General features: G+C 68.7%; 14 protein-coding genes and 1 tRNA gene. 11 read left to right on the top strand and 4 right to left on the bottom strand.

All coding sequences use genetic code 11. The features are described from left to right. The first annotated feature begins 48 nt into the window (after positions 1 to 48). From ACYR7D_RS17935 to ACYR7D_RS17975, 9 genes are all read left to right on the top strand, one after another. Complete coding sequence (locus ACYR7D_RS17935; RefSeq protein ID WP_459545728.1) at positions 49 to 1,122, top strand: ABC transporter substrate-binding protein; 1,074 nt, start codon at positions 49 to 51, stop codon at positions 1,120 to 1,122. Positions 1,123 to 1,171: 49 nt separating this feature from the next. Further along, positions 1,172 to 2,185: a FecCD family ABC transporter permease gene (locus ACYR7D_RS17940; protein WP_459545729.1), complete on the top strand. Its 1,014-nt coding sequence runs from the start codon at positions 1,172 to 1,174 to the stop codon at positions 2,183 to 2,185. Then, the gene (locus ACYR7D_RS17945) at positions 2,172 to 2,507 is read left to right on the top strand and encodes an ATP-binding cassette domain-containing protein (protein WP_459545730.1); all 336 of its coding nucleotides are present in this window, start codon (positions 2,172 to 2,174) and stop codon (positions 2,505 to 2,507) included. The genes ACYR7D_RS17940 and ACYR7D_RS17945 overlap by 14 nt, the downstream gene beginning before the upstream one ends. Further along, entirely contained in the window at positions 2,390 to 2,725 is a 336-nt protein-coding gene (locus ACYR7D_RS17950; protein WP_459550329.1) for a hypothetical protein, read from the top strand. The genes ACYR7D_RS17945 and ACYR7D_RS17950 overlap by 118 nt, the downstream gene beginning before the upstream one ends. Continuing rightward, the gene (locus tag ACYR7D_RS17955) at positions 2,722 to 3,339 is read left to right on the top strand and encodes a hypothetical protein (protein WP_459545731.1); all 618 of its coding nucleotides are present in this window, start codon (positions 2,722 to 2,724) and stop codon (positions 3,337 to 3,339) included. Before ACYR7D_RS17950 ends, ACYR7D_RS17955 begins: the two co-directional genes overlap by 4 nt. Next, positions 3,336 to 3,986 carry a hypothetical protein gene (locus ACYR7D_RS17960; protein ID WP_459545732.1) on the top strand — a complete coding sequence of 217 codons (651 nt, stop codon included), beginning with the start codon at positions 3,336 to 3,338 and terminating at the stop codon, positions 3,984 to 3,986. The genes ACYR7D_RS17955 and ACYR7D_RS17960 overlap by 4 nt, the downstream gene beginning before the upstream one ends. Beyond that, positions 3,980 to 4,486 carry a hypothetical protein gene (locus tag ACYR7D_RS17965; RefSeq protein WP_459545733.1) on the top strand — a complete coding sequence of 169 codons (507 nt, stop codon included), beginning with the start codon at positions 3,980 to 3,982 and terminating at the stop codon, positions 4,484 to 4,486. The genes ACYR7D_RS17960 and ACYR7D_RS17965 overlap by 7 nt, the downstream gene beginning before the upstream one ends. A 128-nt stretch (positions 4,487 to 4,614) precedes the next feature. Then, a complete protein-coding gene (locus tag ACYR7D_RS17970; protein WP_459545734.1) occupies positions 4,615 to 4,986 on the top strand; it encodes a VOC family protein in 372 nt (123 codons plus the stop codon). Continuing rightward, entirely contained in the window at positions 4,983 to 6,299 is a 1,317-nt protein-coding gene (locus tag ACYR7D_RS17975; protein WP_459545735.1) for a cryptochrome/photolyase family protein, read from the top strand. The genes ACYR7D_RS17970 and ACYR7D_RS17975 overlap by 4 nt, the downstream gene beginning before the upstream one ends. Positions 6,300 to 6,329: 30 nt before the next feature. Here ACYR7D_RS17975 and ACYR7D_RS17980 read toward each other — a convergent pair whose 3' ends face one another. Further along, entirely contained in the window at positions 6,330 to 7,532 is a 1,203-nt protein-coding gene (locus tag ACYR7D_RS17980) for a DoxX family protein (protein ID WP_459545736.1), read from the bottom strand. A 330-nt stretch (positions 7,533 to 7,862) separates the two neighbouring features. Between ACYR7D_RS17980 and ACYR7D_RS17985 the strand changes: the two genes are divergently transcribed. Further along, on the top strand, positions 7,863 to 8,705 hold the full coding sequence (locus tag ACYR7D_RS17985) for an Acg family FMN-binding oxidoreductase (protein WP_459545737.1): 843 nt from the start codon (positions 7,863 to 7,865) through the stop codon (positions 8,703 to 8,705). A 60-nt stretch (positions 8,706 to 8,765) separates the two neighbouring features. Here the strand turns inward: ACYR7D_RS17985 and ACYR7D_RS17990 are convergent, their stop codons facing one another. Together ACYR7D_RS17990 and ACYR7D_RS17995 are read right to left on the bottom strand one after the other, a co-directional pair. After that, complete coding sequence (locus ACYR7D_RS17990) at positions 8,766 to 9,692, bottom strand: D-isomer specific 2-hydroxyacid dehydrogenase family protein (RefSeq protein ID WP_459545738.1); 927 nt, start codon at positions 9,690 to 9,692, stop codon at positions 8,766 to 8,768. A gap of 140 nt (positions 9,693 to 9,832) precedes the next feature. After that, complete coding sequence (locus ACYR7D_RS17995) at positions 9,833 to 10,648, bottom strand: SDR family oxidoreductase (protein WP_459545739.1); 816 nt, start codon at positions 10,646 to 10,648, stop codon at positions 9,833 to 9,835. A gap of 165 nt (positions 10,649 to 10,813) precedes the next feature. Between ACYR7D_RS17995 and ACYR7D_RS18000 the strand changes: the two genes are divergently transcribed. Beyond that, positions 10,814 to 10,898 (top strand) — tRNA-Leu (locus tag ACYR7D_RS18000). A 502-nt stretch (positions 10,899 to 11,400) separates the two neighbouring features. On the opposite strand, the gene ACYR7D_RS18005 is transcribed toward ACYR7D_RS18000, so the two are convergent. Beyond that, the gene (locus ACYR7D_RS18005) at positions 11,401 to 11,952 is read right to left on the bottom strand and encodes an AAA family ATPase (protein ID WP_459545740.1); all 552 of its coding nucleotides are present in this window, start codon (positions 11,950 to 11,952) and stop codon (positions 11,401 to 11,403) included. Between the last annotated feature and the right edge of the window lie 1,022 nt (positions 11,953 to 12,974).

Raw genomic sequence — 12,974 nt, forward strand, 5'->3', positions numbered from 1 at the left:
GACGCACGGCGGAGGAGGCGGGGCGCACGGCGCGCGATGATCGCCGGCGTGACCGCGGCCCTCACGCTGACCGCCGGATGCTCGACCCGGGAGGCGCAGACCGGCGAGGCCGCGATGGGCGCAGGAGCGCTCTCGATCGTCGACCAGCGGGGCGAAACGGTGACTCTGGCCGGGCCGGCCGAGAAGGTCGCGTTCACCGTGATGCCGGCGCCGTCGATCTTCGCGGCGGTGGACCGCAGCTACGATCGGATCGTGGGCATCAACCAGTCGACGCTGGTGGCCAACCGCGGCGGCATGTTCGCGACCATGTTTCCCGCCTCCGCCGAATCCGCTGTGGTGGCGGGCAGCGATTTCGTGCCCAATGTCGAGACGCTGCTACAACTCGACCCCGATGTCGTGATCCAGTGGGGCGACCGGGGGACAGGTGTCACCGCGCCGATCGAGGCCGCGGGCTTCCCCGTGGTGGGTCTCGAATACGGCACCCAGGAGGATCTGGAGAGCTGGATCACGCTGTTCGCGCAGATCGCCGGCAAACCCGAACGAGGCCGGGAACTCGTCGACTGGCAGCGCGCCGAGCAGGCCGAGATGCGCGCGGACGTGGCCGCCCAAGCCGGCCCTCGGCCCCGGGCCATGATCCTGTCGCGCACCGGTGACACCTACAGCACCACCAGCGCCCAGGGCTACGACGGTTTCCAGTTCGATCTGGTGGGTGCCGACCTGGTGACCGAAGGATTCACCTCCGATTCCGGCCAGGTGAGCCCGGAGCAGATCCTGGCCTGGAATCCGGAAGTCATCATGCTCAGCGGATTCGACGAGAGCACCCCCGCCGATATCTATGCCGATCCCCGGCTGGCGAGTGTCAGCGCCGTGGAGAACAAGCGCGTGTACAAGACACCCCTGGGCGGCTACCGCTGGCAGGTGCCCAGCGCCGAATCACCGCTGATGTGGGAGTGGATGCACCGGATCCTCTACCCCGGCGCCCGCGACGGCGAACTGCGCGCCGATATCCGGGCCGCGTTCGACGATCTGTTCGCCTACGAGATCTCCGACGACGAGATCGACCAGGTGCTGCGTTTCGATATGAACCGGGGTGCCGCGGGTTATGACCAGTTCCTCCGTTGACCGTTCCCCGGCCCCCGTAAAACGGTCGTGGCCGGTACTCGAACGAAATATGCTGGTGATCACGGGTTTCGGGGTGCTGCTGGCCGCCGTTGCCCTCGGCGCGCTCGCCATCGGGCGCTATACGGTCCCGCCGAACGAGATCGTGCGCATCCTGCTCGGGCAGGTCTTCCCGCTGGAGCAGACCTGGTACGCCCGGGAGAGCACCGTCGTGCTGGATGTGCGGATGCCCCGGGTGCTGCTGTCGCTGCTGCTCGGGGCGGGGCTGGCCCTCACCGGTGCCGTGATGCAGGCGGTTTTCCGCAATCCACTGGCCAGTGCGCAAGTGCTGGGGGTGTCCTCCGGTGCCTCCTTCGGCGGCGTGCTGGTCCTGCTCACCGGGCTGGGTGGGGTCGCGTTGGTGGGCGGGGCGTTCGCCGGTGGGGTGCTCGCGCTGGCTCTGGTGGTGACCATCGCCCGGGCGGTACCCGGCGCGCCACTGCTGATGATCATCCTCGGCGGCACGGTCGTGGGCGCGATGTTCCAGGCGATGGTCTCCTTCATCACCTATATCGCCGACCCCTACACCGAACTCCCGTCGATCGTCTTCTGGCTCATGGGGTCACTGGCGACCGCGAGCTACGGCAAAGTCCTGACCGCGGCCGTCCCGATCGTCGTCGCGGGCCTGGTGATGCTGGCCCTGCGCTGGCGGCTCAACATTCTCGCCATGGGTGATGAGGACGCCACCGCGCTGGGCCTGGACCCGCGACGGCTACGCACCCTGCTCCTGCTGTGTGTCGCCCTGGTCACCGCGGGCTCCGTCTCGGTCGCCGGGGTGATCGGCTGGGTCGGCTTGGTGGTACCGCATCTGGTGCGCATGATGGTCGGTACCGACAACCGGATCGTGCTCCCGGTCAGCGCGCTGCTCGGTGCCGGGTATCTCACCGTGATCGATACGCTGTCCCGCACAGTGAGCCCCGCCGAGATCCCCATCGGGATCCTCACCGCCATCATCGGCGCCCCGTTCTTCGTGGTTCTGCTGATCCGCAACCGGACCCGCCTGTGGGGTAGTGATGCTCGAAGCTAGATCGATCTCGTTCCGGTATTCGGCCCGAGGGCCGTGGATCTTCCGTGATGTCTCGGTGCGCGCCGGGGCGGGGGAGGTTCTCGCGGTGCTCGGCCCCAACGCGCGCGGCAAGACGACACTACTGAAATGCCTGGCGGGGATCACCCGGCCGGTATCGGGCACCGTCGAGGCGACCGGCCGGGTCGGCTATGTACCGCAGAGTCATTGGTCTCCGACTGCGACACCATCGTCCTCGACGAGCCGGCAGCCGCCCTGGACCTCCGTAACCAGGCTCGAGTCCTCACCGTGCTACGGGCGCTGGCGGACGAGGGGATGGCGGTGATCATGACGACCCATCACCCCGATCACGCCCTGCACGCGGCCGAGCGGTCGATGCTGATGGTGTCGCCGGAGGAACAGCGGCTCGGCCCCACCCGGGAACTGCTCACCGGCACCCTCCTTTCGGAGATGTACGGCGTGCCGATAGTCACGGCCGATATCGCGACACCCAGCGCCGTACGGCGCTTGACGGTTCCCGACTTCGGACGGGGGATCGCATGAGCGTCCTGAAAGCCGTGATGGCTCCCCGTGCCGGTGGTCCGGTCGACGGTTTCCACGAGATCGATGTCTACGACCTGCCACATGTGTGCGCCGCGGAGGTCACCGGGATCTACCTCTCCGGCGACGTCGATCAGGAGTTCCTGCTGGAACAGCGCCCACTGCTCGACTCGTTCGTCCTTCGCGGTGGACGGATCCTGATCAACGGGCATGTGCAGCGGGTGTTCCTCGACGGGCTCACCCGCTGGCGGGCACTCGAGTTCCGCACTCCCGCGGACCTGGCGTTGACCCGGGTCACGGAGCATCCGGTCTGGGCGGGTACCGATCCGAAGGCGTTCCTGTACAACACCGGGACACGTGGGCCGGTGCCGTTCGCGGAACTGGAACGTATCGGTGTCGCGGGATTCTACGGACGCGGCTGCTATCCGGATCTTCCGGAGGGCGCCCGGATCGTCCATACGATCGGCCGCACCCGTGCCCCGATCGACTACGAGTACCCGCTGGGTGCCGGCCGTGTGCTCGTACACGGCGGTAACGATCTGCTGCAATTCGCCCACCCCGACCGGGGCACGGGGGAACTGCGCGCACGGATTCTGCGATGGCTGGAGGCACGATGACCGGACCCGCCACCGCCGCCACGCGGATCGTCTTCCTGCACGGGGGCGCCCACGCGCAATTGGCGACCCTGGCCGATCCCGCACTGGCCCCCTATCGGATACGCCCGGTCCATATACGGACCGCGGCCCTCGAAGAACTCGCCGATGCCGAAGTGGTGGTGGTCGCGGACCGGTTACGGCCGGACCTCCTGGCCCGGTGGACGGAGACGATACTGGACTGCTTTGCCCGCGGCGCGACGGTCGTCGTCTTCGGCGAGAACGCGGTGGGGCAGTGGCTACCCGGCGTGCGGGAACAGCGGCGCCCGACCGTGTTCTGGTGGTGGCGCACCGGTGAAGACCACCGGCTGCGGCTCCGCGCACCCGCTCATCCGGCGTGGGCGTTCTTCGCCGAACGCGCCGTGATCTGGCACTACCACGGGGTACTGGAACCACCCGACGGCGCGGTGAGCCTGGTGGACCTGCACACCGAGGACGGTGACCGCGACGGCTCCATCCTCTACATCGACGAAACATCCACTCCCGGAAGGCTGCTCGTCACCACCATGGACCCCGTCTACCATCACGGCTCCGGATTCATGCCCGGGGCCACGCAACTGCTCTATTCGGCGCTCTACTGGGCCACCGGAAAGGCGGACAGAACATGCTGACCGTATTCGAATCGGGGGTACGGATCGATTTCTCCTTCGACGATCTGATGAAATACCACGGTCCGCAGTTCCCCGGCGGTGTGGCGCACGCCTACTGCGCCATGCGGCACGCCGTGGGAATCCTCGGTGCCGTGGAACGTCGCGAGATCACCGTGCGGACCGCATTTCCCGGCCCCGGCGGCCGGGACGCGGTGGAGGGGGCGTTACGCGCGGTCACCGATGGTCGTTTCACCGTCGACACCGGACTGGCGACCCCCGCGCGCGGCGCCACCCTGGCCCGCTATGTCTGGGAATTCGGCTACCGCGGCCGGACCGTCCTCCTGCGCCTACGGGACGCGGGGTTCGTCACCGCCGAATTCATCGCCCTCGGCGCCCGGCGCGATCGGGACAGCGCCGAGGACGAGCGGCTGACCGTGCTGAAACAGGAAATGACCGAGCGACTGCTGGCCGCCGCGCCGGGACAGGTCTACGAAGAGGTCCCGGCACCGCCGGCCCACTGAGCGAACACCCACGCCACCGGCCTGCGCCCGCCGCCGCCCAGCGCTCCCCCCGGAGGGCGTACAGGTTTTCCCTGTTCCCACCCCGGGTACGTCGGCAGCATTGCCCGGATTCGGAAGGAGGAGAACCCATGGTGGCCGACGGGGTCGAGGGATTGCGTACGGTGGTGCTGGATTGCCCGCATCCGTGGAAGCTGGCCGAGTTCTATCTCGGTCTGCTCGGTGGGGAAGTGGTGCGCGAGGAAAGCGACGACACCTGGGTGGCGATGGTGGATCCCCAGGGCCGGCGCCTGGCGTTCCAGCATTCGCCCGAGTACCGCCCGCCGGAGTTCCCGGATCCCGCGGGCTCACAGCAGCTCCACCTCGATGTGCTCGTCAGCGATGTGGCGGTGGCCGAACCCGCGGTGCTGGCTCTGGGCGCGACCTTCGTACAGGCCGGCGAGAACTTCCGGGTGTACCGGGACCCGGTGGGGCACACCTTCTGCCTGGTCTGGTCACAGTGACCGGTGCCTCGGTCGCCCTCTTCACCCGCGACCTGCGCGTACGGGACAACCCCGTCCTCACCGCCGCGCACCGGGACGGTGGAGCGGTGGCGCCGTTGTTCGTCCTCGACGACGCCATCCTGGCCGGGGACTCCTGTTCCCCCAATCGTGCGTATTTCCTGGCGGCCGCGCTGCGCGAGCTCGACGCCGAACTCCGTGCGCTCGGTGCCCGGCTGATCGTCCGCGCCGGGGAAGTCGCCGAACAGGTCGCGCGGGTGGCGGCCGAGGCACAGGCCTCCACGGTGCACATCGCCACGGACGTCAGCGGCTACAGCCGCGCCCGGGAGCGGCGGCTGCGGGACCGCCTGGCGCGGGACCAGCGGGAGCTGCGAGTGCACCCCGCCTCGATCACTGTGGTCCCGCCCGGCGAGCTCCGGCCCTCGGGAAGGGATCATTTCGCCGTGTTCACGCCCTACTGGCGCCGCTGGATCGACGCCCCGCGGAGGGCCCGGCTCGGCGCCCCGGCTCGGCTCGACCTGCCGGATGTACCGCCCGGCGCGCTCCCCGAACCGGGCCCGGCCGCCGGGGAACCGTCCCCGGAGTTGGCCGTGGGTGGCGAGAGCACCGGACGGAAGTTGCTGCACCACTGGCTTTCCAGCGGTATCACGGGGTACGCCCGGTACGGAGACGATCTGGCGGCGGACGCCACCTCACATCTGTCGCCCTACCTGCACTTCGGCTGCCTGTCACCGGCGGAGGTGGTGGACCGCGCCGACGGGTCCACGGCGGACGGCTCCGCGTTCATCCGCCAGCTGGCCTGGCGAGATTTCCACCATCAGGTGCTGGCCGCCCGGCCCCGCGCGGCGTGGGGCGATTACCGCGAGCGCGCGATCCGGTGGCGGAACGATCCCCAGGCGGTGACGGCGTGGACCGAGGGACGCACCGGGTTCCCGATCGTCGACGCCGGTATGCGCCAGCTGCGTCGGCAGGGTTGGATGCCGAACCGGGCCCGGCTGATCACCGCGAGTTTCCTCACGAAATCCCTGCGGGTCGATTGGCGGATCGGTGCGCGGCATTTCCGCTACTGGCTGGTCGACGCCGACCTGGCCGATAATCAACTCAACTGGCAGTGGGTTGCGGGCACCGGCAACGACACCCGGCCGAACCGAGTACTGAACCCGCTGCGTCAAGCCGACCGCTATGACCCGGACGGTGACTATGTGCGCCGCTGGGTGCCCGAACTCGCCGGAATCAGCGGGCGCGCGGTGCACCGGCCGTGGCGGTCGGGAGCTCAGGATTATCCCCCTCCCATCATCGAATGCCCGGGCATGTAGCGGCACGCCCGGGCATTCGGTCGCACTGTCTCAGCGGCTCTTCGCCGCGAACCGGCCGTCGGGGTAGATCTTGGCCAGGTACACCCGCTGTTCCTTGGCCTGCTTCCTGGCTTGTTTCCTGGTCTGCTTCTTCGCCGCCGTGCCGAGTTCACTACCCCGGTGCTTGGCGCGGTCGGCGAGTTCGGCGGTGCGGTGTTTGGCTACCTCCACCCATTCGGGCCCGCGAGCCTGGGCCGTGTCGGCGAGTTCGCTGCTCCGGCTGCGCGTGCGGTCGGCGAGCTCGGCCGCCCGGTGTTTGGCCGCCTCCGCCCATTCGGGCCCGCGGGCCTGAGCGGTGCCGGCGAGTTCGCTGCTCCGGCTGCGCGTGCGATCGGCGAGCTCGGCCGCCCGGTGTTTGGCCGCCTCCGCCCACTCCGGTCCCCGGGTCTGCGCGGTATCGGCCAGTACGGCCCCGCGCAGGCGGGTGTAGTCGGCGAGTTCGGCGCCCCGGTGCTTGGCGGTATCGGCGAGTTCGGCACCTCGGTGCTTGGCGGTGTCGGCGAGTTCGGCGCCCCGGTGCTTGGCGGTGTCGGCGAGTCCGGCCCCGCGCTGCTTGGCGGCCTCGGCCCAGCCGGGGCCGCGCTGTTGGACGGTCCCCGCCAGTTCCGCGCCTTTACCAGCCGCGGAGCCGGCCAGGTCGCGTCCGAGTTCGGTGGCGTGCTGCAACTGGTGGCGCAGCGCCTCCCCGGTTCCGTTACGACCGGAGGAAGCGATCGGAAGAGCCCCGCCGACCGTCCCGGCGGCGCGCCGGGCGGCCCGGCGCCCCCGCCAGCCCAGAGACGGTTTGCCCGCGGTATCGGCGGCCGCGATCATCAGGCCGCCGAGCAGGCCCATATCCTTGAGGAAGGCCGTTCGTTTCGCCGCTTTGCGTTCCGGGTCGGTTTCCGCCCAGAAATTCTGCTCGGTGATCGTGGCCGGAACCACCGTCGCGGCCAGTGCCAATGCCGCCGGACGTGGCGCTTTACCGAGGGCCAGCAGGGCGCCACCCGCGATCTGCACCGCGGCGGTGATCCGGACCAGCGTATCGGGGTCCGTTGGCAGTGAACTCGCGATATTCGGCGGTAGCGACTCCTGGCCCTTCTCCACCAGTGTCGACGCTTCCCGGACCCGTGACTGCGGATGCATCAGGGTTTCGACTCCGTTCACGACGAACGTACTCGCCAGCAGCGGGCGGGCAAGCCGACGTATCAGCATGTGTGCATCCCTTTCCTCGGTGTATCGCATACGTTCCAGCAGGTCACAGGGGCGGTAGCCCAGACTACTGGCGATCTACCCCGCAACCGGCGTGGGAAACAGTGGGCGCCGCCGCGTGTCGTACCGCCCTATGGCCGGAGGGGTGAAGTGCGAGGTGGGGCAGCGGCCGAGCCCGGCCTGCCTATGGCGGACATCACATCGGTCCTCCTCATCCGGGCCCGGGGCGGCCGCAGGATCCCCGGTCCCGCTGCGTAATTCGGGGCGGCGCGTCCGCGTGCCCGCGGGGTCCGGACATCGGTGCGGGCCGGCTCGCTGCCGGGCGGCGCCACAGTGTCTGTCCTCGACAGCGGGAAATCGCATATCGCTCGGCCGGAGTTCGCGACTCGCCGTGATGCACCCGATCCGCACCACCTGCGGGTGGCGCTGGCCGCGCTCGGCTGGGCCACCACCGTCGCCTACTGCCCCGATCCCGCCGGCCCCGAGCACCTCGCCACTGTCCGCACCGCGCCGCACCGGCCGACCGACGCCGAAATCGAACTGGCCGCCGCCATCCTGCTGAGCCGCACCGACCGGCGCCGGTACCTGCCGCGTCCGGTCCCCGCCCGGCATATCCGGGCACTCGCCACGCGAGTCGCCGGTTTCGGGGCCGCCGTCCGGCAGGTACCGGACCGGATGCTGCCGCGACTGGAGACACCTATGCGGCACGTGGTCGCACTACACGCCACCGACCGCGCCTACCAGGAGGAACTCGCCGCATGGAGTGGCCCGCACCGCCGTACCGACGGCGTTCCCTCACGTAACGCCCCGGCTCCCCGAGCAGCCGGAGAGATACCCCTGCGGGTGTTCGCCGAGCCGGCGCTGCCCGATCCGGCGGCCCATCCCGACGCCGCCCAGTGGCTCGTGATCGGCACCCCGCACGACGACCGGCGGGCGCAGTTGCGTGCCGGCGAGGCGACCAGTGCCCTGCTGCTGACGGCCACCGAGCTGGGCCTGGCGACCAGTCTGCAGACCGAGCCGCTCGGCCTGCTCGAAACCCGTCAGGAGATCCGCACCGGCCTGCTCCACGACTGCGCGTATCCGCAGACCATGGTGCGCGTCGGCTGGAGCCCGCGGGCCGCGGGCCCGCTCGCGGATACGCCACGGCGCCCGGTCGAGGAGGTGCTGGAAGTCTGACCGGCGTGTCACGCCCCTATCGGCGTGCTCCGCGTCTCCGCTCGATCGGAGACCGCCGCGTCAGTAGCCGCGCGCGAGTTCGATAACGGCCAGTAGCGGCCGCCCGGCCGCGAAACGCTCGACATTCGCGCGCACATGCTGGGCGAGCAATCCGGGGAGCCCGTTCCCCGGATTCGCCAGATGCGGGGTGACGATGGCATTCGGGAGCGTCCACAGCGGATGCCCCTCCGGCAGCGGTTCCGGATCGGTGACGTCCAGGGCCGCCCCGCCGATCGTCGCCGCGCTCAACGCCTGCACCAGCGCATCGGTGTCGATCAACGACCCACGCGCGATGTTCACGATCCAGGACGTCGGTTTCAACGTCGCCAGAACCGCCGCGTCGATCAGCCGCGCCGTATCCTCCGTCGCCGGTGCCGCGATGACGAAATGATCGGCGCGCGACCAGAGCTCGGCCGTCCGGCTCGCATCCACCGTCTCCACCGCTCCCGGCACCGGCCTACCCGACCTGGTCACCGCCAGTACCTCGGCGCCGAACGCGGTGAGCAGCGGAATCATCGCCCGCCCGATACCACCGCAACCGATGATCGCCACGGTCGTGCCGCGCAACGTCCCGACCCGCGGATCGAACTCCGTCTTCCGCCACGACGTGGCCCGCACCTGCTCCCCGAGCCCCCGCACCCCGGCGAGCAACAGCATCACCGCGTGCTCGGCGACGCTGGGGGCGTAGGCGCCGGCTGCCGAGGTCCAGACCCGTTTCCCGTCGAGTAGTCCGGCGTCGAGCCAGCGCTCGATACCGGCGCTGGGCAGCTGCACCCAGCGGACCGACTCCGGCAACTCCGTGGGAAATTCGCGCGGACCGCCCGCCCACACCACGGCGTCCGCTTCGTCGAGCGGAACGAGGCGGCCACCGCCGTCCCGGATTCCCCGGGCGAGGGCGGTATCTTTTTCGGGGCCGAGATGGATCCCGGGAACTCTGGTGTTCGGCACGGCACACTTTCGGGTCGCTCGGCCGCCGGTTCGGTGGGGCCAGCGGCCTCGTAAGTCGGTCATCCGGCCGCCCACGCCCGAGGCCGAGGCAACCGGTATTCCGATCATGCAACAGGCGCCCCGCCCGGTTTCATCCGCGGTTACGCCGCCGCACCCGCCCGCACACCGGCCACCACACCGCCGTCGACCAGCAGATCGGTCCCCGTAACGAAACTCGCCGCCGGATCGAGCAGGAAAGCCGCGGCGTTGGCGATATCGTCCGGCGTCCCCAACCGTCCCGTCGCCGAGGCCTCCACCATGGCCCGCATCCCCGCCCCCGACTCACCCTCCAGCTCCTGCCGGCCCATCGGCGTCGAGATCACCCCCGGACTGATCGAATTGAGCCGTGCTCCGCGCCGGCCCCACGCCACGGCCGCGGTCTGCACCCGCGCCACATTCCCCCGCTTCGCCATCACATAGGCGATCCCCGGGTGGAGGTCCCGGTCTATGAAGGGAAGATCCAGCAATTCCGCGGAAGGGGTCGTCGCCAGCGCGGCCACCTGATCGTCCGGCAACGGCGCCAGATGGGCCGCCATGCTCGCGATCACCACCCCGGCCCCACCGTCGGCGACGATCTCCCCGAACGCGTCCAGCACGAGCGCCGTTCCCAGCAGATCCACCTCGAACACCGCCTCGGTGTCCGCCTGGGTCGGTGATACCCCCGCGGTATGGGCGATGCGGGTCACCCGGCCGAGGTCTGCCGCGACCCCGGCCAATGTCGCCACCGACTCCGCGTCGGAGACATCGACCTGCCGTCCGGTCACATCGTGCCCCTCCCCGGCCAGCATCTCGACCACCGAGGCCAGATTGCCCCTGTCGGAGTCGGCGATCAGCAGTCTGCGCCCACCCCCGATCCGGCGGGCGATGGCCCGCCCCATCCCACCGACCCCGACAACAACCGCGACATCGTGTCCCACCCGAGGCTCCTCACCACTATGGTCTTGTTGCGCAACACAATGTACCCATCGGCAGCGCCCTCCGGTCCGGAATCTCCGGCACACCGCGTGGCTACTGAATATCCCCAGGTAGGGCCCGCGATTTTGTCTGGGTGGCGGGATCCGATACTCTTGCTTGGCACACCGGTCCGGGTGGCGGAATGGCAGACGCGCTAGCTTGAGGTGCTAGTGCCCGTTATAGGGCGTGGGGGTTCAAGTCCCCCTCCGGACACTTCTTCAACCTTCTGACCTGCGATTATACGCAGATTCTATGAATCGGTTTCGACATATCCGCAGGTCAAGACAGCGTGTAGGTGTTAGCGCTCAACCCGGACACCATTTCTGTGGCATTTCTGCGCCAGCAACCGTGTCTTGGCACCGGCACCTACACCGCCGCGACCATCGCCGGAGTCGGCGCCGCCCGGCGCGAGTGGGGGACCGCGCTTCGGCGTCGGGGGCGAAGCTGTGTCGCCAGGCATGGGGCCGGAAACCCATTGAAGATACTGCTCGGAGGAAGCGGGTTCGATGTAGGCCTTCGGCCAATCGATCAGTTCAGAATGAGAGCTGAGAACGCCTTGCACCGGCGCCGCCGGGACGCCCTGGGATGGTCACGCTGACCGGGCCCGGCGCAATGGCTCCGATGTCTTTGAGCGCGGACGCATTCTCGCCAAGACACCTGGCTTTCTGTACTGCGAGCTGGCGTTGGCATCGGCCTCCTTATGGCCCGGTGCCTGCTACGCCCAGCATGTTCTCACCGCCACCCCGTAGGCCCGCTGAGGAGAGGGCGCATCGACGAGCGGACCTGGATGGGCTGTCAAGTCGCCGAGGATGCGGTTGATGGTGGTGTCGAGGTCCCAGGTGGCATCGATACGTGTTTCGGTGCTGAAGTGGAGTGGCTGCCAGCCGTGGTACCGGGACCGCATTTCTTCGATGCCGAATTCGGCGGCCTGTGGTCGCTGGGCGTGTCGGTGCACGGTTTCGGAGAATGTCAGGTCCCAGGCGTAGAACAGCGCTCGCCGCGCGTGGCCGGCGATCCGCTGCAACGCCGCGCCGTAGCGGTCGGCGTCGAGGATTCCTTCCGCGATGACCAGCCGTCCGGCGGTCAAACATGTGGTGGCCATGAGCTCGAGCAGGTCGATGTTGAACGCGTGGGCTGTATCGGGTTCGCGGAGGATGGTGCGGCGGATGTTGTCTTGGGCGATGAGTGCGGTCTGGGCGTGGTCGTAGTGGAGTTGCAGGGCTCGGGCGACGGTTGATTTGCCGGATCCGGAATTGCCACGCAGCACGGATGAGCGCGCCGACCCGCGGAGACGGGGGAGTGGGAGCTCTCGTGTCCTGGCAAGCGGCCGCAATATTGGTGGTTCCGGTCGCAGGCGGATGGTCTGAACCTGGGGATGGATCGGTCGGATCCCGCATCATGCGGTCGACCATAGCTCCGCGCGGGTGCGGTCGCTGTGGGCCTGCTACCGCTATGTACTAGATTGCACCTATTTCGATATGCGCATCTATTCCAGGGCCTGGCCGCCAACCCCATGAGCAGTCAATAGAGGGACGGGTACCCGAATCCGCCAATGGTGCCCACAGCGCTCCGGTTGACGGGAAGTGAGGCCGCGCGCTGACCACTACCTGGTCGTGGTCTACTGGCGCGCGGCGAGGTCAAGCTCAAGGTCGAGAGCACTATGTGCGGCAACGCAGCCTCCGAGCTGGCGCAACCGCCCCAGTGCCGCGTCGACCCACGAAACTATGCGCCGTAGTGCCCCGGGTTCGACGCTGGTTCTGACCTCTCGGAAGGCCGATCGGGTGCTACCGGAACATTTCGCACCGAGGTTCCCCGACCCCCAGGCTGCAGTGATCGACCCTCAGTGATGACCAAACCGCTGGTTCCAGAGTGCTCTGGGAGGGCATCGATTACGTCCTTCATATCGAGCACGTGATCGGGAGCGAGCCCGTCGATTGGGAACGCCGGCCTTCCCGTTGCCGCGGGAAGACCGGCCGAGATCGAGATCGCCCGGACATGTGGACGGTTCCCGGCCGCACGAACTCGTGCGGGAGCGCCATTCGGCGACACTTCAACTATCTCTGTCCGGACTCGGGCTCGTCGAGGAAGACCGGACAATCCCGGACAAGAATGGCCTTGAGGATCTTGTACACCCAGGGGTGACCGACGCCCGTGCGACAGTGAAACTACTGGTAAAGGCCGAGACAGCGGGCCTGCAACGTATCGGACGCGGAGACGCTGATGGCAACACCGACACACCGTGTTGCCACCATCGACGGAGTCCAAAGCGAGTTTTTAAGGAACTCAAGA

Source organism: Nocardia sp. X0981 (genome assembly GCF_977089955.1).

Excerpts from the sequence above, each read along its gene's own strand:
- ACYR7D_RS17970 (WP_459545734.1), top strand. The coding sequence starts at position 4,615 with ATGGTGGCCGACGGGGTCGAGGGATTGCGTACGGTGGTGCTGGATTGC.
- ACYR7D_RS17960 (WP_459545732.1), top strand. The coding sequence starts at position 3,336 with ATGACCGGACCCGCCACCGCCGCCACGCGGATCGTCTTCCTGCACGGG.
- ACYR7D_RS17980 (WP_459545736.1), bottom strand. The coding sequence starts at position 7,532 with ATGCTGATACGTCGGCTTGCCCGCCCGCTGCTGGCGAGTACGTTCGTC.
- ACYR7D_RS17940 (WP_459545729.1), top strand. The coding sequence starts at position 1,172 with ATGCTGGTGATCACGGGTTTCGGGGTGCTGCTGGCCGCCGTTGCCCTC.
- ACYR7D_RS17955 (WP_459545731.1), top strand. The coding sequence starts at position 2,722 with ATGAGCGTCCTGAAAGCCGTGATGGCTCCCCGTGCCGGTGGTCCGGTC.
- ACYR7D_RS17965 (WP_459545733.1), top strand. The coding sequence starts at position 3,980 with ATGCTGACCGTATTCGAATCGGGGGTACGGATCGATTTCTCCTTCGAC.
- ACYR7D_RS17945 (WP_459545730.1), top strand. The coding sequence starts at position 2,172 with ATGCTCGAAGCTAGATCGATCTCGTTCCGGTATTCGGCCCGAGGGCCG.